The 24,136-nt window shown below is 46.2% G+C and carries 16 protein-coding genes, 1 tRNA gene and 1 pseudogene; 14 read left to right on the top strand and 4 right to left on the bottom strand.

Annotation, left to right across the window (positions count from 1 at the left end; translation table 11 throughout):
* Positions 1-160: 160 nt before the first annotated feature.
* The gene (locus J7438_RS08040; RefSeq protein WP_209276141.1) at positions 161-1,090 is read right to left on the bottom strand and encodes an OmpA family protein; all 930 of its coding nucleotides are present in this window, start codon (positions 1,088-1,090) and stop codon (positions 161-163) included.
* A gap of 197 nt (positions 1,091-1,287) precedes the next feature.
* On the opposite strand from J7438_RS08040, the gene J7438_RS08035 reads away from it, so the two are divergent.
* From J7438_RS08035 to J7438_RS07995, 9 genes and pseudogenes are all read left to right on the top strand, one after another.
* Positions 1,288-1,479: a hypothetical protein gene (locus J7438_RS08035; protein WP_209203282.1), complete on the top strand. Its 192-nt coding sequence runs from the start codon at positions 1,288-1,290 to the stop codon at positions 1,477-1,479.
* A 172-nt stretch (positions 1,480-1,651) separates the two neighbouring features.
* Positions 1,652-2,371, top strand: coding sequence for an ATP-binding cassette domain-containing protein (locus J7438_RS08030; RefSeq protein ID WP_209203283.1), 720 nt, complete (start codon positions 1,652-1,654; stop codon positions 2,369-2,371).
* 5 nt (positions 2,372-2,376) lie between these two features.
* On the top strand, positions 2,377-3,519 hold the full coding sequence (locus J7438_RS08025) for an ABC transporter permease (RefSeq protein ID WP_209203284.1): 1,143 nt from the start codon (positions 2,377-2,379) through the stop codon (positions 3,517-3,519).
* A gap of 420 nt (positions 3,520-3,939) precedes the next feature.
* On the top strand, positions 3,940-4,485 hold the full coding sequence (locus tag J7438_RS08020; protein WP_209276140.1) for a hypothetical protein: 546 nt from the start codon (positions 3,940-3,942) through the stop codon (positions 4,483-4,485).
* 439 nt (positions 4,486-4,924) lie between these two features.
* Positions 4,925-5,137, top strand: a complete 213-nt coding sequence (locus J7438_RS08015) for a flagellar biosynthesis anti-sigma factor FlgM (RefSeq protein ID WP_209276139.1) — start codon at positions 4,925-4,927, stop codon at positions 5,135-5,137.
* Positions 5,138-5,257: 120 nt separating this feature from the next.
* Positions 5,258-5,334: transfer RNA gene (locus tag J7438_RS08010), tRNA-Arg, on the top strand.
* 520 nt (positions 5,335-5,854) lie between these two features.
* Positions 5,855-6,413 (top strand): annotated as a pseudogene (locus tag J7438_RS27630) (NADH:ubiquinone reductase (Na(+)-transporting) subunit F); the annotation flags it as partial.
* A gap of 312 nt (positions 6,414-6,725) precedes the next feature.
* Complete coding sequence (locus J7438_RS08000; protein ID WP_209276137.1) at positions 6,726-7,715, top strand: ShET2/EspL2 family type III secretion system effector toxin; 990 nt, start codon at positions 6,726-6,728, stop codon at positions 7,713-7,715.
* Positions 7,716-7,729: 14 nt separating this feature from the next.
* Positions 7,730-8,653, top strand: a complete 924-nt coding sequence (locus tag J7438_RS07995; RefSeq protein WP_209276136.1) for a transposase — start codon at positions 7,730-7,732, stop codon at positions 8,651-8,653.
* Between the two features lie 390 nt (positions 8,654-9,043).
* Here the strand turns inward: J7438_RS07995 and J7438_RS07990 are convergent, their stop codons facing one another.
* Positions 9,044-9,223, bottom strand: coding sequence for a hypothetical protein (locus J7438_RS07990; RefSeq protein ID WP_209276135.1), 180 nt, complete (start codon positions 9,221-9,223; stop codon positions 9,044-9,046).
* A 507-nt stretch (positions 9,224-9,730) separates the two neighbouring features.
* On the opposite strand from J7438_RS07990, the gene J7438_RS07985 reads away from it, so the two are divergent.
* The gene (locus J7438_RS07985) at positions 9,731-11,050 is read left to right on the top strand and encodes a protein kinase family protein (RefSeq protein WP_209276134.1); all 1,320 of its coding nucleotides are present in this window, start codon (positions 9,731-9,733) and stop codon (positions 11,048-11,050) included.
* Positions 11,051-11,673: 623 nt separating this feature from the next.
* Entirely contained in the window at positions 11,674-12,924 is a 1,251-nt protein-coding gene (gene sstT, locus J7438_RS07980; protein WP_209276133.1) for a serine/threonine transporter SstT, read from the top strand.
* 217 nt (positions 12,925-13,141) lie between these two features.
* Here the strand turns inward: sstT and J7438_RS07975 are convergent, their stop codons facing one another.
* Complete coding sequence (locus J7438_RS07975) at positions 13,142-17,695, bottom strand: hypothetical protein (protein ID WP_209276132.1); 4,554 nt, start codon at positions 17,693-17,695, stop codon at positions 13,142-13,144.
* A gap of 433 nt (positions 17,696-18,128) precedes the next feature.
* Between J7438_RS07975 and J7438_RS07970 the strand changes: the two genes are divergently transcribed.
* The 3 genes from J7438_RS07970 to J7438_RS07960 all read left to right on the top strand — a co-directional run bounded on the left by J7438_RS07970 (position 18,129) and on the right by J7438_RS07960 (position 19,623).
* On the top strand, positions 18,129-18,350 hold the full coding sequence (locus tag J7438_RS07970; protein WP_209276147.1) for a transposase: 222 nt from the start codon (positions 18,129-18,131) through the stop codon (positions 18,348-18,350).
* 172 nt (positions 18,351-18,522) lie between these two features.
* A complete protein-coding gene (locus tag J7438_RS07965; RefSeq protein WP_209276131.1) occupies positions 18,523-19,338 on the top strand; it encodes an SEL1-like repeat protein in 816 nt (271 codons plus the stop codon).
* A gap of 132 nt (positions 19,339-19,470) precedes the next feature.
* Positions 19,471-19,623 (top strand): hypothetical protein, encoded by a 153-nt coding sequence (locus tag J7438_RS07960; protein ID WP_209276130.1) that lies wholly within the window; start codon positions 19,471-19,473, stop codon positions 19,621-19,623.
* Between the two features lie 421 nt (positions 19,624-20,044).
* Here the strand turns inward: J7438_RS07960 and J7438_RS07955 are convergent, their stop codons facing one another.
* Entirely contained in the window at positions 20,045-23,932 is a 3,888-nt protein-coding gene (locus tag J7438_RS07955; RefSeq protein ID WP_209276129.1) for an ankyrin repeat domain-containing protein, read from the bottom strand.
* Between the last annotated feature and the right edge of the window lie 204 nt (positions 23,933-24,136).

Here is a 24,136-nt window from a genome sequence, read left to right as displayed (position 1 = left end):
CCCTCCATTTTCATTGGGGTTTCGGATGGAACCACGAAGGACACGAAGAGCACAAAGAAGAGCTATTCTTTTCCTTCGTGCTCTTCGTGTCCTTCGTGGTTCCATCTTTAACTTGCCGAAGAGAGGAGTAGGCGCTTAATTTCTACCCTGAGAATGAAGGTTACCCTTCAATGGTGATGGTCACGTGACGGTTGTTTCTTCGGCCTTCTCTGGTTTGATCTCCGCTCTCCAGTACACCACCGGCCACTGCTTTGATGCGATTGCCACTGACGCCACGGTCTTCCAGGTATTTTTTGACACTTTCAGCCCTGCGCAGTGCCAGTTTTCGGTTGTGTTCCAGCGGGCCGGTTGAATCGGTGTAACCAACAGCTGTCAGATGAATGTCAGACTGTTGTTTGGCAACATCAGCGATTTTGTCCAACGCCTGAAGGCCCGGCGGGTCAATGTCGGCTTTATCAAAACCAAAGTAAACCATGCCTAGCTCTCTCTTTAGTGGGCAGCCATCCGCATCGACGGGAATGCCTTCGGGGGTATCCGGGCACTTATCAATGTCATCGGGAACACCATCCCCATCACTGTCGATCGGGCAGCCATATTGGTTAACCGCCACATCGACAGGGGTATTGGGGCAGCGATCCATATTGTCTGGTACGCCATCTCCGTCGGAATCGGGGCAACCGTGAGCATCCACTGCTACACCGTAAGGGGTATTGGCGCACTTATCCATGTAGTCAGGAACCCCGTCATTATCGGAGTCTACCGGGCAGCCACTGTGATCGACGGTTACGCCTTTGGGTGTGTCTGCGCAGTGATCTTTGTTATCAGGAACACCATCGTGATCACTGTCACTGCCAGTCAGTGCACAGATAGCGGTACCGACCAGGGCGCCACCAATAGCACCGTAAGCGGCCGATTTACCACTGTCGGATGAACTCTTACTGTTGGCTGCAGCGCCAACAAGACCGCCGGTACCCGCTCCGATCAGGGCGCATTGGCTCCACCGGTTCAGATGGCCATCACTGGCGCAGCCAACAAGACAAAGGGCGATGATGAACAGAGTTAGTGTTTTAAGGGGAGTGATGAAGGGCATGGATCAAACTCCGGATGTGTCAAGTTAGGGAAGTGTTGACGTCTAATCGGGTAAGGATTTCTCGTTAAGCCTGCATGCCATGGCCAACATTAAACGTATCTCAAGCCGGTTTGGCAAAGCGTTGTAGCACTTTGTTTGTCAACGCATAAGTGATGACCAAAGGCGATTGCAGATAAAGCAGACAGGTTATTGGATGATTGGCAGCTTCGAGTATAGGACAAAATATTCACTGTCAGAGTCTCTTCCAATATGAAATGAGCTTGTCGTTTGCCATGACAGATTATGAAAATCATCACCACTTCATAAAAACGCTTGTCGATGTGCAAGGTCTTCTGGCGCAAGCGGCTTGTCTTGCCTCCACTCCAAAGATGATTGCTATCGCTGAATAGGGCAGCCCCTCAGTCACTTTGAAAATCGATTTTACGGGGGCTTGTTAAATGTCTCTAGGAAGCCAATTACAGGTGCTTATCTTTATTGGCAGACGACCGATAACCATGACCATGAAATCCAGGATCGTTGTTTATCCTGGCTGCGGGTCTTTATCAGGGCGGAAATATTAAGATGACAAATGTCCAGGCCGTTGCCATTCATGACCTTGAGCAGAGTATTGGTGAAACTGAAGTTTTGCGAATTCCGGAGCTGGTTATTGATGCTGGTGAAACGGTGTGCCTTCAAGGCGGGAATGGCTCTGGCAAAACCACCCTGTTAAGAACCCTGATGGGGCTTGTTCGCTATAACAGTGGTGATCTGATGGTTCTGGGTAATGATATGAGAAAAATTGGCACCTCATCTCTGGAAAGACTCCGTGCCGACTCTATCGGGTTTATTTTTCAGCATTATCGGCTGGTGCCATATCTGAGTGCTTTCGATAACATTTTGTTGCCTTGCTATTTCTCAGCGAAAAGGCGGTATGAAGCAGAAAGGAAATCTGAAACGGCAGCCGGGGATGCCATTCGCCTGATTCGCAAGCTCAGCTTAACAGACCCGTCACGGCTATCAAAAAATGCTGCACAATACAGTGCCGGTCAACAGCAGCGCTTTGCCATTGCCCGTGCGCTGATCGGCAACCCTGAAATAGTGTTGGCGGATGAACCGGCTTCGGCTATGGATTGCCGGGGGAAGAAAGCCGTTTACCAGCTATTACAGGATGAATGTCGTGCAAGTGGAGCCACACTGATCTGTACCACCCATGATGAGAACGGCATTGATGGTTTTGACCGATATGTGAACATGGATACCTTGAACCTGGCAAGGGAGCGCGAAAACCGATGGTCATTATGAAGATTATGCGCAGAAGCTTTGGTCAGAGAGCCGGACGCACAATTATTTCGATTCTGGCTCTTGCTTTCAGCATTGCGCTTCTTCTGGTGATCAGCCATATTCATGAAGCTGTCCGATCCTATGCACGACAGGTGTCTTCAGGTGCAGACCTGATTGTCGGAGCACCTTCGCAGCCGACACATCTTGTCCTTTACAGCCTTTTTCGCATTGGCCCTCCTCCTCCGGTGATATCCTGGGATGTCTATGAAGCCATTGCTGGCCTGAAGGATGTGAAGTGGGCTGCGCCGGTGTCCACCAACGAAAGTCATCTTGGATATACAGTGACTGGCAGTACTGCACGTTATATGGAAACGCTGCAACTGAAAGTCCTTAATTTTATTGGCAGTGGATCAGGCACGGCATTCAGGAATCATCGTTCGGCATTTATCGGTGCCAGACTGGCGGCAGACTATCAGCCCGGAGAAACCCTGAAGATAGCCAATGGCTTTTCGCCCTCATCAAAAGATGAGTATCAAACGCCATTTATTATTCAGGGGGTTTTAATGGAAACCGGAACCTCGCTGGACAGTAATATTTTAATTCCTATTGAAGGGCTGCGAAAAATCCGAAAAGCCCATGGCATAAAAACTGACCACCTTAATTTCATTTTGATAAAATTGCGACATCGTCACTCTCTCTTTAAGGTGCAGAAGGAACTGAAGTCAACCTTCAATACACCACTTGAGGTAGTGATTCCTTCGATAGAACTGGAAAAGCTTGGGCACTATCAGCGAATGCTCAATAATGTGTTTATGGCCATGAGTTTTATCATCGGATTGCTCTCTTTGATGATGATGTATTTTAATCTTTCTGCCGGTTTTGCCGAGCGAAAACAGGAAGTCGAACTGTTACGAATGGTAGGGGTAAGCCCTTGGCAGCTGGCAGCCCTGACATTGACAGAACCTATGCTGCAAATCCTGTTTGCTCTTTGTTCTGGTGTTGTTATCTATAAAGTATCGACTCTGTTCCTGGGGAGCTGGATTCCTGTTGTGAGCAGCATCGCACTGCCTTTTGAGCAGCTGCTTTGGTTGTTGTCGCTGTTTTTACTGGGTTTTCTGGTGGCCTGCCTGCCAGCATGGCGAATCTATGGCTTTTCCAGAAGAACCTAAGATGCTGTCCGAGAATAGATTGCCCTACTGCGGTGGCAGCAAATTGGTCTAAAAAGTCGGAAATTTTCTGCCATCCTCGCTACGGGCGTTATTCTCGGTCAGCCTCCTGAATGGTTTAAGGCGGCATCCATGGATGGGGCTGCCACCATAAAACGTTGAGAATCCTGTTATCTGTCACCGTCGTATACCCTCGTCCACTATTACAACAAGTTGACAATGACTTTCATCACATTTGCAGAATTTAAACGTTAATCGGCATATATCTGTTAGTGAATACAGGCAAGCTACATTTCCTGTTAAAAATCATAGCAATAATGTCTGACAAATTATGAGGAAAATAATCTAAAAAACATTGAAACCAATTAAAGGTGGCCAAAGTCTATGGTAAGTGTCTACTAAAGAAAAAAGAGGTTTTAATTTATGGACAGCTTGTCATCTTTACCAGCCACCACCCAGCCATTGACAACCTCTGTAAATCCACCGGGTTCAAATGGTGCGTCAATAACCGTTTCTTCCAATATAGCTGGAACAGATACCGTAACAGTGGCCTCAGGGGATACCAAGAATGAAATGCCAGACAAAGCACCAGGAAAAGAAGGAGGGTCTGTTGGTGATTCAATAAGTGATAAAACCGTAAAGAAAACCAAAGCCGACGCTCAAATGAGTGATCAGGGGGCAGGTGATGTGGAAGAAACGGGCTCTGAAGAGAGCGCGGCAGACGCAGAAGGAACTCCGAAAGAGCCTGATGAAAAGGAACAGCTTAAATCAATGACAGATAAGCTCCAGTCTGCTCAAATAGGTGATGGCTCAGAGGCAGCAGAAGCTGCGGAAGAGCAAGCCGAACCGGAGAAAAATGATTCTCCGGAGACTGAAGGTGAGACTCAGGGCGCAGATGCAGATGAAGGTGCGGAACCTGAAGAAATCATCGAAAACACGCAAGAAGAAGGAAAAAAGGAGGAAAATTGATGGTGCCTGGCTTTTGCGATGTGCTGAAAGCGATGGCCTGTTAACCGGCTGTTTTAGTAAGAGCCGGTTTAAAACTGAGTTTCAGGAGAGCCTTGTTGTCGAGCAAGGTATCTTCTGCTGAAAATGGTCGTGTAGATTATTGCCAGATCTTTGCTTTGCCCTCTCATTGGCCAATTTGCTATTACTGCACAATAGCAGGGCAGTCTATCTTCCAACAGGCTCTACTATTCCATTGGTGATTTTTCTGCGTTCCCATTGATATCCTCGCAATCAGTTTACTGTTGTGTTTGTGAGGTCTCTGAAGTCATTACATCATCTCAATTGGTATGAAACTTGTATACTAAAATAATAAGCATCATGGGTAGACAGCCTGAATCGGAGGTGACAGTATGTCCGACTTGCCACCAAAAATATATTTCTTATCGTTCAAGGAGTGAACATGGATAAAGAGCATCGAGAGTCAAGTACGAATTTGGAAGGCTCCGAGAAGAAACTAAGTTTTGTTATCAATGCTACAGAAGATCGTGTCAGCCGCCTGCGCCAGGCATACCTTGATGGGACGTTGATAGTTGACAGTGAGCGTCTCGCCGAAAAAATGCTTGCCTTTGAGCAACAGCTTGAAATGGTGTTTCCCGAGAAAGACAGCCCCTAAGCCAATTTACGCCAGTTAGAAATCCTTTATTCTTCCAAGGCTTGATCATCCACTGTGAATGAAGTACGCTTCAAACGCGTTCGTAAAGGTGTATGCCTTGGTATCTGTCCGATAACGCATGCTCCCATGGCACAGCTGGATAGCGCAGCCCCCTCCTAAGGGGCAGGTCGGAGGTTCGAATCCTCCTGGGAGCGCCAGAGAATATGTAGCCCGCAGTATAAGTGAATACTTCGGGCTTTTTTGTATTTGATGATAAGTGGGTTGAGTAGACAGCTGGCTTGTTCCGCCCTCCGCACACTCTTTTATTTTTCACCATTGACACCATTGACACTCCTGTATTGGGATATACCTTCCGCCGCAGTCAGAAAGATAGCTGATCCTGTCGACCAGGGCCTTTGTCAGGGGCAACAGCTTTTTGAGCGTCCTGGAACTGCTAACCCATTCAATACAGGCGCTGGTTTACCGGGATCAACCCCTTGTTTCTTATCTGGCCCGGCTGCTTCTGCCTTCTTAATGATGTTTCCTTGCCTGGCTAAAGCCATGAGGTAATTCTGTTCACCGCAGTTTCTTAAAAATGACATGGATTCAGACGAGCGCTGGCAGGTTACGCTGCTGAACTCTCTGAATATCAGAAGAAATAAAGGAGAAATAAAGGAAGAGAAATAAAGGACACCCAAGAGTTAACTTCCGGGCCGGTGCTACGTCCAGCTGTAATGCCCTCCTCATTCCGTTGAGTGCAAAAATTTCGAAGTTGCCAAACAGTACCGTGGTGACTGGGACAAGTTTAACCAGTGGCAGTAAGTTTCCAAGGTGGATGACGAGACCATTCGTGCCTACTCCATGACCAGCTGTTCGGTGAGCTTTTCGCCAAAGAAACCGACAATGAAATAGTGTTCGTGGGTGGTGGTATGACACCCATGCGTTCGCACATCTTTGACCAGCTGAAGCGGCTGGCTTCCGAACGGAAGATCTCTTTTTGGTACGTTGCCCGCTCCCTGCGTGAAGCGTTCTACCCGGAAGAGTTTGATAAGCTGGCCGAAGATAGCGAAAACTTCAGCTGGCTCTGGCGCTGTCCGATCCGCTGCAAAAGATAACTGGACCGGCTATACCGGCTTTATCCATCAGGTTCTGTTTGATAACTAACGATCATCCGGCTCCGGAAGGCTAAGAGTTCTTCATGTTTGGACCACCCATGATGAATGCAGCCGTTATCAAGATGCTGGAAGATCAGGGCGTAAAGCCTGAGAGCATTCTGCTGGATGATTTTGGTGGCTAAGCTTCTGATTTAAAAGCTATTGTGCCAGAAAGGCCAGCTCTGTTGAGAGCTGGCCTTTTTATTTGATTGTGTAATTTATTAATAAGACTTTATAACAGTGTGAAACTTTTTGGAGCTTTCATACTCTAATCTGTGTTTTCAAGGAAAAACCCAAATCAGAACGATTCATAATTCATTTTCGAATCAATGATCAAATAATTTTCAATTACGTAAATACTAATAAGGTGATGCAATGGACGCAATAAAGCTAGGTGTATATGCAGCTGCGTCACACTCTTGGCATAAACATGCAGAGTCATTTTTTTAGTAAGAGTGGCCAAGACCATTTTTAATGGTATAAAAGCATTTTTTGGTAGATATACTGTCAGTGTTCTTGGTAGTGTTACTCCGCGTTTAGTCGCAGAGAACCCTGATTCAAAATTTGCCAAAGTGTTGTGTAAACCCCTGAGCGCATACCAGATCGATGTAGTTAAAACCTTTAGTGATAAAGGGGAGTATTTGGCTAATAAGATTACGCAGTTGTGCAGTAAAGGCCGCAATGTCCAAGTAAAACTGGCATTTAAGCCAGGTGGTGTGGAAGCTGTTCCTATGTACTATTCAAATAATGAACGGTCAGAAACTTTAAACTGTAAGGTTCATCGCTCTGCCTGTGATAGAAAAGATGCTGGTAAGCGTATAGAATGCCGACACTTATCCTGGGGATATGTTACTGGTGTTTTTGGTCGTGGTAAGCATTCATTCCATCCTGTTGATAGTCGGTCAGCACTGAAGGTTTACTCTCATAGATTTCCAACAGATAAAGATCTTCGTGATCATTTTAATGAGAAGCATTGTGGTGAAGGCTATTATTTTGCCAGATCAACTTTCAGTCATGCTATTCAGTCAATCGCTGAGAAGTATTGGAATATGCCAAATGGTACTGATAAAGCCTTCTTGGTTTGGTTCAATACCCATAGCATGGCCTTAAGATTTAAAAAACAGGAAGGGTGTATCAAAGTGATTTTTTATGATCCTAATGATACAGGAAGGCATAAGACTTTTCCATTATATGATCCTGGTAATGCCCGTGCTCTTGAGCTTGAGGATTATTGCTTTTTGCCCGATTCACATGAATTTGATTCAGGAATCATTCTAAGTGATGATACTCGGGAGCATATTGAACAATGTAATGTCAATGTATTTGGCGATGTGGATTTTCAATTGCTTGATGGGAATATTGAGCATTTGGCTGGCCACAAAGACCATCCAACAATCAAGGCATCACGCAGAAGGAATCCAGGAGTAAACAGGAGGCAAGGGTAAACAACTACTACTGCATGGCACGCTGCGTTCGCAGGGCTTTCCTATGCGGCAAAGACAATTTCTCAGGCATAAACTATGAGCATCGCAGGCAGTGGGTGGTTGATCGGTTGAAAGCACTTTCTGGTATTTTTGCTCTGGAAGTCTGTGCTTATGCGGTGATGTCGAATCATTATCATGTGGTGCTCCATATCAATAGTCAGCAAGCTAAAAAATGGGAGACCAAAGAAGTCTTACAACGCTGGACGCAGCTGTTTTCTGGCCCGCACCTGGTTCAGCGTTATCTTGTCGGCGATCAGCTGGGCAAAGTAGAGCTGCTGCGTGTCGAAGAATATGCCCAGAAGTACCGCAGTCGTTTAATGGATATCAGCTGGTTCATGCGCTGCCTTAACGAATACTTAGCCCGGCTGGCCAATAAAGAGGATGAGTGCAAAGGGCGCTTTTGGGAAGGTCGTTACAAAAGTCAGGCCCTGTTAGATGAGGCGGCATTGCTGACTTGCATGGCCTATGTCGACCTAAACCCCATCCGGACAAAAATTGCTGCAACGCTGGAAACCTCAGAACATACCTCTATAAAAGAACGCATTGAGTCATACGACAGCGCAGACGGAAAAAAACAAAAGTTACACTTGAAACCGTTAAAAGCTCAGGGTCAAAACCCTGAACAGGCGATTCCATACCCACTCAGTAGTTACTTTGAACTGGTTGACTGGTCTGGCCGAATTATCCGCAAAGGCAAACGTGGTCGTATAACCGACGATGTACCGCCTATCCTGGAGCGCTTGGGTATTGACCCAAATGAATGGCTGCAGACTATGCGCTGGCATAATCGTTTTCACCGCGCAGTCGGCAAGCTGGCTTCACTGAAGGCTTATGCAGAAAGCACCGGAAAGTGCTGGGTTCATGGAATGTCTGTGAGCGGTGCTCTTTACCCTGCCTGATCAATGCATTTTCATTTTACTTTAATGTGGCCAGAATTTTCTGAGTGCTCTTTCTTATATGTCTCGATAGTATTTTCTCTGACTGTTGCTGAGTACTTTTTATGCTCTTTCTGCTTGGAATGAATGAGATTTTCTTAAATCGATCAATACTATTATTTTGAAAAATGAATAGATGAAAAATTATCTTCACTTTTTAAAAAGTGGGTGTCCTTTTTTCTTCTGTCCTTTTTTCTTCTGACGAGGCTATTTTTTGGGTGTCCTTTTTTTTCCTCCGTTTTTTTTCCGTTTTTTTTCCGGTTTCAGAAGCTACAGATGTGCGGAAATCGCGTTATATCATGCGCTTGGCAAGTTACCTGAACCGGAAATGACCCACAGATTTTACTGACGAGGCTATTTTTTGGGTGTCCTTTTTTTTTCTTTTTTTTCTTTTTTTTCTTTTTTTTTTTTTTTTTGTTTTTTTATTGGGTGTCCTTTTTTTTCTTTCCTTTTTTTTCTCTTTTTCTTTTTAAAAAGTGGGTGTCCTTTTTTCTTTTTTTTTTCTTTCTGAAATAGGTCATATCCAGAATGCACTTGGTATTCTCAGTAACCGCACTTCAACTGAAAGTGCCGATTTTTATCATGCCCTGGACAGGATGAATGCAGCCGACATGCTGGATACCGTTCGCCTCCAGAGAAATAATTTAAATACTTTTGTCCCCATGAAATCAGGGGGCGCCAAAATGGTACTGAAGCCTGTTTACACCTCCAAAACAGGTATGAATGATGAACTATAACCGACTGGTCATTACGTAATCCCTGCATGTAATTTTTCGTCATTGGCACTGCTGTATTGGGAGATACCTTCAGCCGCAGTCAGAAAGATAGCTGATCTTGTTCACCAAGGCCCCTGTTCGGGGCAACAGCTTCCTGAATGCCCTGGAACTTCATAACCCATTTAATTGATGAGGTTTCCTTGTCTGTCTAAAGCCATGAGGCAGTTCTGTTCACCGCAGTTTCTTAACAATGACATCATTGTTTATACCCAATTGAGCTATCTTTAATTCCCTGGCAATAAAAAAGCCATACAGGAGTTCATTGATGTCCCTGCCAGTTGTTGAGAATGCTTCTGCGCTGCAATTTCCTGCGGTCGTGTCGGATGAAAAGGGTGAAGTTGGCAGTGCATTCAAATATCGTATTGTCCACCGTGTCGATAATTTGATTATCAAACTGCTTGAACAGAAACCCGAGTGGGAAACCTACGAGGTTTTCAGAAAAGCAAGCAGGAATGATATGGATTCAGACGAGCGCTGGCAGGTTACGCTGCTGAACTCCCTGAATATCAGCAGCTTTGGCAGAGCCATCACCATTGAGCCACAACGATATTCCTGGTTTGCCCGGGCGGGGCAGGTATCGGTCAAGGGGGCGGATGGCGAAGGCCAGCCAGTGGGGACGTTAATGCTGCTCAATGACCAGAACGTTAAACTGCTCAATGAAGCTGGCAAGCCCCATCAGCGAAGCCCTTTTCCGTCTGTCCTGGCAGCACCGGAGGCAGAAAGGCTGGATGAGTCAATCCAGCAATTGCTGGAGATGGTCTCCACCACCGCCCGGCAGCACCATATTTATCGATGGGGAATAAAGGGGTTGCCCAGGCTGGCTGACGCAGGGATTGCTTCCTCTGTTACAGGGCTGTGGCCGCTGCTGGAAAGTCTGGCGGAGCCCTACCTGGAGCAATGTTTGTCGAAAGGCGCTGTTCTCGGTGATGTTATCCATGGTCTGAGCCAGGTAGTGGATACCCTGGCAAACCTGCACGAACGGGGAGTGGCCCACGGTGATATCCGTCTGGAAGGACTTCGGGAGGTGTCAGGCTGGCTGGGTCCGGGCCTGCCGGAGCGTTTCAGTAGGGTGGATGTGGCACCGGGGCCGGATACGCTGGGCAGCAAACGGTTCATTTTTTATAACAATGCCTGGCAACCGCCAGAGCTGCGCTTTCCCGGCGTTTTTGACAATCCTGAACAACCGTTTGCCCCCTGGCAATATACCTCCGCTACCCGGGAGGGCGATATCTGGTCTTTTGGTGTAATGCTGGCGGTTATCGTTTGTACCACTTTTGGCGAAGGGGAGTGGTTTAAAACGGAGGAAGGTTTGCAGTTATCACTATTTGACTATATGAAAACCTGTGGATTGTATGATGGTGCAAAACTGGAGCAGGCAATGGACCGGACCACGGGCTTCCTGGCCAATAAAAAGAGCCTGTTGGCGTTGAATATGCCGTCCGGTCCGATAAGTATTTCGTTGGCTGAAGACGATCAGAACATACTGGCACCACTGATTCGTCTGATAGGCCAGTGCACCCGGGCAGACCCGCAAAAGCGCCCAACGGCAGAGAATGTCAAAGAGCAGCTGAGTCAGCTGGTTTAAGCCCTGGGGCTTGGAGCCTGTCGGACTTAAGACTGTCCTACTGCGGTTGCGATAAATTGGTCTAAAAATTCCTGCTTCTTCGTCAAATAGCCCCGCTATTCTCCTCAGAAGCAGAAATTTTTATCCTCAATTTCTCGCAATCCTCGCTACGGACGCTTAAGTCCGACAGGCTCCTTGAGCAGGACTTGTTGTTTTTCAGAGGGATTTTATTGACGGGGGATTACAGGAACAGCGCACTATAAATATCTGCCGCGCAATAGCTGAGTCAGGAGCTCCGCTGGTGGTATCACCACGATGTTTCTTATGCCCCAGACGACTTTCGGTTTTTCTTCCAGTTTGGTTTTTCCGTGACAGTCCTTGACGGGTTGCAGCTCAAAGATGGTTTTCGGGACTAGAATCTGTCTCATTTCCGTGCTCTGGTGTCTGTTTCGGTAGGCAATAGGATAGATGCAATTGACGTAATTGATGCAAAAAATTAAATCTGAAGTTTATCCTCAGTACTGTGATACTATTTTTACGTAATCCCCGCAGCCGGTAATACTTTGCATACGCGGGAATCTCGTGAGGCAGAAGTTATAAATTATTGACTGATAAAAACTTGAATGTAGTACAGCGGGTAAATCATGAGTCAAGCGCAATCATTTTATGACCGAATGGCAAACACCAGCCTGGTTCTCAGGATTATTATCGGTATTGCCCTGGGTGCTGGTCTGGCAGTTGTTTCGCCGGAAACTGCGGTGGCCATCTCTTTTCTGGGCTCCCTGTTTGTCGGGGCCTTGAAAGCGGTGGCTCCTGTGCTGGTATTTGTACTGGTGGCTTCTTCCATTGCCAGCCAGAAACAGGGGCAGCACACGAACATGCGGCCGATTGTTTTCCTCTATATTCTTGGCACACTGGCGGCTTCTTTTGTCGCGGTATCCATGAGTTTTCTTTTCCCGGTGACCTTGACGCTGGTGACCAACAGCGGTGCAGCCCTGCCTCCGGAAGGTATTATGGAGGTTCTCCATACACTGTTGTTCCAGGTCGTGCAGAACCCTGTTGAGGCTCTGCTGACAGGCAACTTCATTGGTATTCTTGCCTGGGCCATCGGTTTGGGCCTGGCATTGCGTCATGGCAGTGAGTCTACGCGGGTTATGGTGCATGACCTGTCCATGGCGGTGTCTGCTATTGTACGCTTTGTCATCCAGCTGGCTCCCATCGGTATTTTCGGACTGGTTGCCAATACCATTGCCCAGACCGGTTTTGGGGTGCTGGCCGGTTACAGCAAGTTACTGGTGGTTCTGATCAGCAGCATGTTGATGATCGGGTTTATCGTTAACCCGTTGATCGTTTACCTGAAGATTCGTCAGAATCCTTTCCCCCTGGTGCTGCGTTGTATCCGGGAAAGTGGTGTGACGGCCTTCTTTACCCGCAGCTCGGCAGCCAATATTCCGGTGAATATGCAGCTGTGTAAAAGCCTGGATCTCCACGAAGATACCTACTCAGTGTCCATTCCCCTGGGGGCTACCATCAATATGGCAGGTGCCGCCATTACTATTACCGTAATGACGCTGGCAGCGGTTCATACACTGGGTATTTCTATTGACCTGCCAACCGCTTTGATGCTCAGTGTTGTTGCGGCTGTTTCTGCCTGTGGCGCTTCCGGTGTGGCCGGTGGTTCCTTATTGCTGATCCCGCTGGCCTGTAGCCTGTTTGGTATCTCTAATGATATTGCCATGCAGGTCGTTGCTGTCGGTTTTATTATTGGCGTGATCCAGGATTCTCTGGAAACGGCGTTGAACAGTTCTACCGATGTCGTCTTTACTGCGGCAGCATGCATAGCGGCTGAACGCAAGGCGGCTGCCCAGGCAGAGCCTCCGTCTGTGAGCGTTTAGGAACTGTCCTGGAATAACTTCCACATCCGATGTTGTCCAGCAAAGAAAAAACCTTGCCACGGAGGCACGGAGAAAAGAAAAACTCTTTTCCTCTGTGACTCCGTGCCTCCGTGGCGAAAAAGAGGAAGTTATTCAGGGAGAATTCCTTAATCATCGCAACATAGTCAACCATATTGCCCGATACAAAGAGCGGCCTGTTTGAGTCATATCGGGAAGCTTATGAGGTCAGGAGGTCTTTGCCTGCTTCCAGGGCTTTATAAGTGCATCCCGCAGGGGGCGAGTCGCTGGTTCGAGCCGATGGCAGTGTATAGTCAATTGACCAGGGCAGGCTGGCTTTTTCAAGTTCTCTGATTTGCAGCTCAAGGTGAGTTTTGAACAATGGGTCTTTGCTCAAGTCGGGGATGCTGCTGGCTGAATAGTTTGTTGCGCCTTTCAGGCAGTCATGTAATGCCCGCCGGGTGACCATTTTCATTCTTGCTTCCCGGATCTGCTCCTCCTTTTTCAGTTGCTGCTGTTCACACTTTTGCCGGGACTTTGCCATTATGACTGTTGCTGTCAGCTGGTCTGGCAAGTGTGCCATGGTTGTTTTGCTGCAATGATGCAGCGTCTGATGAAATGGTTGATCGTCAGCCTTGTCTCCCTCCAGTGATAAAGACTGAAGTTGTCGCATTTGCAGTAGCTTAAACAGGTACTCTCCTTTGTGAAGGTCGATGTGATAGTTTTCAACGGTATCCATAATTGCCTTGATGTTTTCTCCGGGGCAGTCAGTCCCACAGGAATGCTCTAAAAATGCATTGATTTCCTGTTCAAGGTTTATTAACTGATAGGGAAACAGTGCTGCATCCAGTGGTGGAAAATACAGATGGGCTAACTGTTGGTTGAAATCAGCAAGGTGATCCGGATTGGCTGATATGTTATCCGGGTCCCTGAGAGCATTTTCCACCAGTGCCTTTGCCCGGACAAAATGGAGGATGTGTTGTGCGTCTCTTTCAACATCGGACTGACACTTTTCCCGGACCGTAGACTTGATACGTTGAAGCATCTCTTCCTTATAATGCAGCTGGTGCCAATACTTGCTTAACTCTCTTAGTAGCTGGTTTTGTTGCCAGTCCTGCCATCCACTCAGTGCCTGTTCTCTGATTTCTGACATTTTTGTCAGGGTATCTTTACTGATCTGGTGGGCTTGTTGTCTTGCCTTAATGGCCTTTGGACTGTCTTTGGCAAAGGTTCGTTCCATCTGTTCTGAAATGGTTTCGGACAGTGATGTCCAGACTTCATCCAACCCATTATAGCGTCGGGCGACAAAGCAGCTGCTGCCAAAAAAGGTAATGATCCCGATACAGGCTGTTGTTAGCCAGGGGCTACTCAACAGAAGAACAATGTTAAAGGCATTAACCAACAAAATGGCGGCAGTGGTAACCACTGATGATACGCCGAGAATGCCTGCCACCTTTTTCCGCTCTGCTGTTAACTCACTGCGCGCTGCAACACTGGATGGGTTGGCTTTGGCGTTGTTGATTTTCTCCTGGTATTTATCAAATCGCATAACCAGCGGATCCAGCACAAAACCCAAGACATTACCAACGACACTGGTCCGCCGGCCAATATGATGGGCAAGTCTGACGGTTGTCTCCGGAGCCATGGCGGCGAGGCAGTCAGAGGTCAGCCCCAGAGTCAGGCTGGGCATTAAATCCCGGGCACAGCGCAGGTTATTCAACAAGCGGAAAATCGCCGGCTTCATCTGGCTGAGACAGTGTCTGGCAAGATAGGTGGATAATACATTCTGTGCGACTTTTTTAGCCTTGTTGATCAGGGTATCCAGGTTATTGCTTAAAAATATTTCGATCACTGGCAGTCCGGTATGAAACGCGGTAATCATGTCCCGGAGCAGTTGGAACCGTTTGATCACCGTAGCCACTTGCGGATTTTCCAGCGGGTTAACATCCAGTGGCTGTGGTTTGTCACCGGAAAACAGTGAAGCCAGGGCATGACCGCGCATGCAGATCTCAATGCTTTCAAGCAGGCCTGTTACCGATGTGTCCTGCCCAAGCAGGCTTTTCAGCTGAGGCATCAGGAGTGCAAAATCACCCCACATTACTCGAAAAAACTTTGGGTTTTGTTGGGCTACTTTCAGTATTGTACCCAGAGTGTCGGTTATTAAGGCGTGGATTGGATTGTCGGCAGAGAACAGTGACGATATCAGCCCTTTGCCTTCTTTATAAAGAAAGCCCAGTGCATTGGGCAGCCCTGATGCGTTTAATCCCTTCATCAGTTCGCCGGCTTTCTGACAGATGGTCCTGCTGGCTTGCGACCCCCAGTTAAATACATCGCCAAAGAGCGTTTTAAACTCCTGATAAGGATCATAATTCAGCAATTTTAAATACCGCTTGCGATACAGCTCGGCAATGCTGTCTTCAATGCTTTCTTCTTCCTTCCGGATAAAATTCAGGTAGCTGAGATAGTATGCATAGGAGTCAGGGTTCAGTGGCCGCAGGCCCATGCTTTTTCTTGATCTTGCCAATTGCCAGAGCACATCAATATTCTGCTCGAAATGTTCACAGGGCAGTAAGCCGTCAGGCACACCCTGGTCGATCAGGTGAATCAGAAGCTGCTGTTGAGCATAGGTCATATCGTAGTAGCACTGCATCCAGTGCAGGCAACTGTCGTAGTTGTCATCCTGTTCAGAGCGGTTCATTGCATCAATGAATTGTAATGTGGCCAGGTAAAAAGACTGCTCGGGGGTATTGCTGTTTTGTGACAGTACGGAGCGTATACGATCAGCAGCGGGGGGCTTTAGAAACAACCACTGTGGAAACAGGGCCGGTTGGTTTGGGCGTGATTGGGTGCTCAGAAAATGATGAATTAACCGGGCAGAAACTTCATGCTCTGTACAGGCAAGGCGGCCTTGTTTTTCTTGGGGGGGCGGCTGGTGGTTCAGTAATCGAAGATTAAGGATATGTTGTCGTTGATCCATCAAGCTTGGCAGACTGGCTTCAGCTGGAGGTGATTCAATCTCATGCTCAAGGCGTTTGGCATGGAGCCAGCCGATCTCATTGTCCAGTTGCGTTGCTATTTCTGGTATAAGATCCTGCCTGATCAGTCGACTGAATAAAGCCTGAACACTCTCTGCTGTGCACCCTTGCTGATCAGTCGCCAGGACAAGTTTAGCTGCCTTTATATGCCTTATGCATCGATACCGTTTTACGTTCAGGCAAACCAGATAAGTCAACACTTTTAGTATGGTTTCAGGTTGTTCCCGGATGTAGTGATTAACTGTTCTCCTTTTGCATGTGTCTGTTCCGGAAACCGGTACCCTCACCGGTGGGAGCTGCATAAGCTCGTTAAGAACGGTTTGAGCGGATTTTTCCAGATGATATTTTGCCAGACTCCACATAGCCCCCCTTAAGATAATTTCACGCTCTTTGCACTGGTAGCCCAGCGGTCTCAGCCAGGTAGAGGGCTTAAGGGGTTTTGGGTCTTTAAGTTGATTACCCTCGACGTTGTCAATGGCAGTGGCTAACTGCTTGGAAGATAGCCTTCCTTTTTGTACCAGGAAGTCGGCATCCATTTTTGATTCCAGACAGTACACATTGTATTGACGCTCAAATTTTCTCAGATTTTTCAACATCGCGAGCTGGAACCTGACATTGTGCCGATCACGTTCAAGGTCGTTGAGGTTTTCTCTCAGGGTTGCCAGGTTGGTTGCCGGGGTGTCCCTGAATCCGGTACGGTTTTGCATCCGGGATTTCCGGAGTTGTTCAAAGGTATCTATTGAGGTGCTGCCCAGCTTCGCAAGCCGACTTTTGAGAATCTCAAGGGCGGTTTCAGGGAATAAAATAAGCAGGGCCTGTAAGATGCCGTGTGGATAAAGTGCAATCAGCAGCTCAGGCTGGTCATCTTCCCCATCAATGGCAATGTTGCTGGGATTGCCATAGGTGTGTGGTGAGAGTTTTACGACGGGCAGTGACTGTTGGTAGATTTCCTGAAGTTCTGATGATCTGTGATGTGCCCTACGGACGACGCTATCTTTTCTGTGGGAAGCGTCTGCCGTTTTACTGTCGCTTTCTTCCGACTCATAGGTTGTGCTGGAACACTCTTTTTCGGGTTGAACACTTTTGGATTGCGCTTTGCTAACGTGCCCCCTGCTATTCAGGTCACTGTCGATGGCATCGACATCTATGGGCAACTCAATGTCTTGATCCTCGTCATATTCTTCACTGAAGCAGGGCATGTCAAGATTGATATGGTCCAGGGCCTCTGAAGGTGTTGGCAGGACGGCATTGGCGAGTTTTTTTATGCCTGACAGAATATACTGTGCCGTGGAATGCCAGTAAGAGCTTTCTGCTTCTATTGGTGCCTTGATGCTGTCTTGTTCACCGACAGCCGGGTCAGCTTGTGAAGTTGGAGCATCCGTTGTGTTTTCTTTGTCTGTCCTGTTCCGGGGGCTGATATTTTCAGTCTCAGAATGGCAGCTGTCCAGTGTACAGGTGCTGTCGCCAGAGCGGGTGTCAGTATCTGTTGCTGCCGGTTTTCCTGCCCCCTTCTGGTTTAACGACGGTGTTTCTCTGTCTGAAGACTCAAGACAGTTCCGGGATGAGTCGGAGCAATAGCTGATCTTATCGAGGACCGGTCGTGTTTGACGATGGTGAATAGGGGTGCTGTTGAAGTCTGGGCATTTCCTGATATCTGCTGCTCCAGGATGCTGCCGGGGTGAGTCTGTATTAGCGGGAGTGTTTAGGGGGAAATACGACGATGCAAGTACCGACTGCATTATTTAGCCTGAACGTTGAATAACTTTAACCAACTGTTCAGACCCGATGGGGAGATGATGGTTTCATCTGCTTATTGTAAATGTTTTGGCAGTTTTTCCTTTGTTATTGGGTTTTTTATTGAGTGCTTAGTGTGCCGAGATAAATCGGCAAGATGTTAAGGGTGAAAGTCCCTGTGGGTTAAGACTGACGTGTCGCCCCAGCCCCGAGTCATGAGCCGTATATCGTAAGGTATCCGGTGAAGTGTTGACAGGGGAGCCTGTAGGCTAAGTATTGAGCTGCGAAATCAAATAGTCCGAGGTGCTGATGTTGTTAAGTGATGCAGAAAGCAATATTACAGGTTGCACTACACCGCAAGTAACCTGTGAGCCTCGCGCAGTCGGAGACCTTGTGCATGCAGGTACGCATCTTGTGCCCTCTTAATCTACAAGAGCCATAATTAAAGCCGCCAAGACCATAAAACGACACTGGGATGGTGTACTCAACTGGAAGGATAGCCAGATCAATAATGGCTTACTGGAAAGTTTGAATTCAGTGATACAGGCAGCTAAGCGAAAAGCACGAGGTTACAAGAAGCCTCACTTCAAAATCATGGTGTATTTACTGACAGGTAAGCTGGACTTTACCAAGGTTAATGAAACCTGCTTACCCACTTAAAATTCAAAAGAGCCCTACTCTATTTTGTGGATTAAATTTGTGAATTAATATTGTGTGGATCAAAGTGTCAGAGAAACTAACTAATTAGTCAGTGAATTCTCCGAAAGCAAATGGTCGAATGCGGAACGAATATAAAGTAGTAAAGTCATGACAACGTAAAGGAATGCCTGACATGAACAACGTTTCATCCAGTGCCGCAGTAGCCACCCACGAACTAAAAGTGTGCTCAGTCTGTTTAGACAAAATCTTCCCACCGAGCCATCCGGAGTTTAATGGCAGGCGCATCGCCAGAGCCGAGCCCTGCAAGCATATATTCCACCTCGAATGCATTACTACCTGGTTACAAAATAACCTGACGTGCCCTTTGGAGCGGAGTCTCATTGAGGTGGTCATTGAGGAGGTAGTGTTGACAACCCTGCCCCTGCCCCGGAACTGGGAGCAGCAGATGGTCAACGCTGCAATCCAGGGCGATATCGGGATGATCCGGGCCCTGCTCAACCGGAGGGCAGCCCCGGATGCGGGCCAGACCCAGGGGAATACCCCCCTGGCCCAGGCTCTGCTCAACAAGCATCCTGATGCTGCTCTGCTGCTGGTCAGCAGGGGAGCAACTGACCCGATCGGCCTGAACAACCTGGGGCTTCTGTTTGAATATGGTTACGACGGCCTCCCGGAAGATCTGCACCAGGCGGAAAGCTGTTACCTCAGGGCTGCCAGGTATGGGGATGCCATGCCCATGCACAACCTGGGCTGCCTGTATCTCAGGCGTGGCAAGGACTTTCCGGGGGATCCCCAACAGGCGGTGCAGTGGTTGACCAAGGCAGCTGAGAAGGGCCATGTCAAGGCCATGAGCAAACTTGGCCACCTGCTTCTGAACAGTGACGTGGGTCTTTGGGGAGATAGGGACAAAGCGCTGCACTGGTTGAACATAGCTGCCAGGCTAAATGATCGTCAGGCCATGAACACCCTGAATAATCTGATTAGGTCATGACAGGAAGGATTTCTCAGTAAAACAATTTCTCAGTAAAACAAAAGTTGCGAATCTGAATTCAGTTTTACAGGTAATCCCTTTCAGGAGTGGAAAACCAGTTGATACTTCTGCCACCCGGGGGAAAGTATTTCCATGGCGAATTATCCGATAAATGGCAGTTCCACCGTGGTTGATGTTCTTCAACGCATCAGCCTCCACCCGGCCCGTGATATCAGGGAACTGATACCGCGACTCTGGAAAGAGAAATTCGGGGCCAATCCATTAAAAGCCGATCTCGACAAGTAGGGAGAGTCTGTCCCCTGCTTAGACGCTTACTGAGCAACGGTTTGACGCCAAATACTCGAGGTAGGAGCCGTATGCATTAGTAGTGCACGTAACGGATCTGAGCAGGGGGTGCCGGGTGACTGGCATTCCTACTGCGACCACTGGAGTGACCTGAAAATTCTTGAGGTAGTGGTAGCACCGATGATGGCTGTATTACTGTTCTTTTTGCCGGTCTGTGCCTTATACAAGGTACAAAGGTTGAAACCTTACAGAAATACGGTTGCTGATATTTTTTTGTTGCTGATTGGCATGCTGGTTGTTTCTGGTTTCGTTATTATCCAACTGATATAAAAAATACAGACGGTTGATAGCTACATCAAAGAACCTGCTTTTTTATTTTATTGCAAACTAACCGTACTTTCGTTTGATCAAAACTCTAAAGTTACATTTCAAAAATCATCTTCAATGCTTCAGATAGATCTTTGAACTCTACCTGGCTGCCAGTTGAGTTGATCTGTAAACGGGCGGGGCTGTCTGATGACTCAAACCGGTCAAATTCAATTTGAATTTTCTGACCGCTCTTGATGTTATGCAGTAAATTGATGGGGCCACTGCAAACCTTAAAATTATTTTTTGACAATGATGTGTCAATATCATCAGTTTCGTTGAGCCTTTTTAATTCATTGAGAATTTTATTGATGACGCTATCGATTTTTTTGGATGCTATTTTTTCAGGTTGTTCTTCTGCTGCGCTACTAAGATTTTTCAGCATTTTTTCTGAGGTGTTAACAACTTCCTTCTGAAGTTCCTTCTGAGGTTCCTTCTGAAGTTCCTCCTGAAGTATTTTCATAGTAGTGTTAACAGCATCGGAAATTTCATTAACCAAGTCTTTTAAATTCACATGTTCAATAATTGCAATAATTCCCTCAATATCAATAAAGTCTAATGGTATTGGTATTCCAAAAGCGTCTTTAATTGCAGTTGCGATAAATTTGCGCACCATTTTTGACATATTGAAATCAACCAGGCATAACTTTATATTCACACTGACTCTGGCTTTTGATAGCTCTTTTTTGTCAATGCTTTTTGCCGTAAAATGAAATCTTTTATATTTATCCAAGAATTCAATAATTTTACCTTTGGTGCCTTCAATATGGAAAGGATAGCCATTCAGTGATAAATTATTATTTTCAGGTTTAAATTCAGGCATAAATTGTATGGGAACGTAGATTTGTGTCAGGTCTTTAGGATTTATGGTATAAAGGTTTTCTCTAATTCCGGAATAGCCGAAAATTGCATCTTCATGGCTGTCTTTAATAATTTTACCAAAAAAATCCTTTGCTAAAACAAGAAAGGAGTTAACTTTAGGGCAAGGGATAAAATTCAAATCTGGATACTTTACTTTAATTTCATCAAGGCGACCAACTACTTCATCATTTATAAATACTTTTTCTTGATAGCGAATAGAACCATCTGATAAGTCAACTGGATTACTTTGACTGTGAGTATTTTCATTTTGGTCGTTGGTCTGACAGGCTTGTCCTTCATATTTGTTTCGATAATACTCAACTTTATCTTTGCGTTCGCAGTCATTGAGATTATTCCAGTCCTCCTGCAGGGCCTCTTGGCAAACAGGATGTTTAGCCAAATCCAGGGGTTTATTGTTTTGCTTATCCTCAGCATTGATATTAACTCTGTATTTTGGATGGCTTAGCAACCTTAACAGGCAATAAATATTGTCTGCCTCGGCAGCCAAATGTAATGGTGTCTTGCCTTCGTTATCTGGGAGATTGGCGTCTACTTTATCGAAGGAGAGTATGTGATTAAGGCAATATATATATTTTTGAGCCTCCTGAGAACTATTGTGGTTCCAACATTTATCTATAACGACATAGTGCAAAGAGGCCCTACCACTAATCTGCTCTGTGTGATTGATATCTATTTTGCTTTTGTAATCTTCATCATCAAGCCTTTGCAGGCAATCGTTTTTGCCATGAGCAGCAGCATACAGAAATAACCTCGAAAGCTGTTCATCTGTTAGTTCTATAGTTTTGATCAGTTTTATCAGGCAATCGTTTTTATTGTCATTATGAATGGCGACAAGCAGTGGTGAAACCCCATGTTTATTATTAGTATGGAAATCTTTATCTTTAATTAATTTTTTTTTAATTAATCCTGTTTTAACTTCTTTTGTGTAGATCTTTAACAGGAATTTTAAATTACCGTGAAAAGCTGCATAGTGCAGTGGAGTATTATCGTCCTTGTCAGTTCCCTTAATATCTTTATAATAATTGTAATCTTTCACTTCCAGCCAATTAATTCTCTTCTCTGATATGGCTATACGATGCAGTAGCATTATACCTTTGTTATTTTTCACATGCACATCAGCTTTAGCCTCTATCAGCTTTCTTACGCATGCTTCAGAATTTGTTAGAGCAGCCAGGAGCAGTGGCGTGTCGCCATTTTCATCTTGAGCATTGATGCATGTTAATTTTTTGTCTTCCAGTAGTAACTGAAGACAATTACTGTACCCATTCTTGGCTGCATAATGCAGGGGTACTCTATTTTTATGATCTTTAAGATTGATGGAGTTTGCCAAGTTCCCTTCCGTTTTCGCTTTCTCCAGAAATTTTTCCAGGTAATTTTTGTTGCCTTTTTCTGCAGCGTAGTGCAGGAGTGTTTTACCGTCTTTTTTGTCCTGCTCCCCCAAGCTTATCGTTTTGACCAGTGCCTCTGTACTTGCGCTGTGATAATTTTTATCGATGGCTAATCGCAGGGCATGATTGCGATTTGCAGGCGAGATATCCTGAAGTTTCTTGAGTAATTCAACCAGGCATTTCTCATCTTTGTTTAAAATTGCATAATGTAGCGCTGTTTTTTCACTGTCGTCAGTTTTGTTGATATTCTCTTTAGAGATTAGATGTTCCAAACATTGTGAGTGACCCTGTTCAGCTGCATAATGTAGAGCTGTTTTTTTACTGTCGTCAGTTTTGTTGATATTCTCTTCAGAGATTAGATGTTTCAGACATTGTGAGTGGCCCTGTTCAGCTGCATAATCTAGAGCTGTTTTCCCACTGTTGTCAGAGTGGTTGATACCCGCTCCATTATCGATTAGATATTTCAGACATGGTTCATGGCCCTCCTCAGCAGCATAATGCAGTGCTGTTTTCCCACTGTTGTCAGAGTGGTTGATACCCGCTCCATTTTTGATTAGATATTTCAGACATGGTTCATGGCCCTTCTCAGCAGCATAATGCAGCGCTGTTTTCCCACTCTCATCAACGTCTTTGATCTTTACTTTCTCAGAGGCCAGATATTCCAGCAGGCATTCCGTGCTGTCTTTCTCAGCAGCATAAGCAGCCAGAGCATCTCTGTTTTCGCTAAGGGTAGAGGAAGTACAGAATTTACCATTAACAACCGGTGATGCGCCTTCATTCAATGGCTTTTTACGAGAGTCAACCGCAGTTTCACTGTCAGTCGGGACAGGGTCGCTAGTGACAACAGAGCCAGCCTGAGCTGTTTTATCAGTATCGTCGAGCTTCATGTTGGTTGTGAGCGTACTGTTGCCTTTTTCATGATCGGCCAGGGAAGCAGTAAACTCCTTAAATACATTGACGGTCTTTGTGTAGCCTTTATCAGTAGCTATTTGGAGAGCCGTCTTGTTATCTTTATTCCTGATTTTGTCAAGGGCCGGGGCAATGGTCAGCAATACCTTGACGGTCTCGCTGCTGTTAGATTCGACAGCTTTGTGAAGAGCCGACGTGCCATCTTTCCAGGCCAGGGTTTCATCTTTTTTCATAAAGACTTCGACGATCTTTGCCAGGTTACGACGAACAGCCATGTCAAAAGCGGTTTCGCTCTTATTATTCTTCATCTTCACGAGATTGAGAGATGAGGTGTCCCTCAGTATTTCCTCGACTTTCTCTTTACTGCCCCGAAGAACAGCTTCGTGGAGTGTCGTATTGCCTTGCTTATCCTTAATTTTGCCCAGTGAGGGATCATTCTTGGCTCTGCCTGTATTATCTTTGAAAACAGGAGTGTCGAGAGACTTACAATAAGATGAATATTTGCCAGGGACAGTGTCCCCGCTCATAAGAATAAATGGCTCAGCCTGTTGCTGGCATTGACTGCATTTGCGTGTCCCAAGACTTTTTCCGGCCTGCTGTTCACTGTCAAACCATTTGGTGATGCATTTCCAGTGGAAAACGTGTGAGTCCGGACAAGAGGCTTTGACCTGTCGCTTATCATGTTGTCCGATAGGCGGGTCGCTACTATCACAGAGGTGGCAATTAAAGGATAAACCCGTCGCATTTCCCCTGACACTATTCATTGCTTTACCTTGGTTTAATGACGTAATGCCTTCGGTGAGACAAAAATCAGCAGAGAAAATTCCATAAAAAATAGAATTTTTACAAGATGAGTGTCGTTATTTATTTAGAAATGAGAAATAAAACCCACTGCACAGAGTTTGGTGCAGCACGTAGCACGAAGTGCAGGTTTGAAACAATTAAGGGGAGTGGCATCGGCAAATTTA

Origin of the sequence: Thalassotalea sp. G20_0 (genome assembly GCF_017744175.1) — a bacterium.
GTDB lineage: Bacteria > Pseudomonadota > Gammaproteobacteria > Pseudomonadales > Endozoicomonadaceae > Endozoicomonas.
Note: the sequence above shows the minus strand (reverse complement) of the source record. Positions and strands in the feature narration are given on the sequence as shown.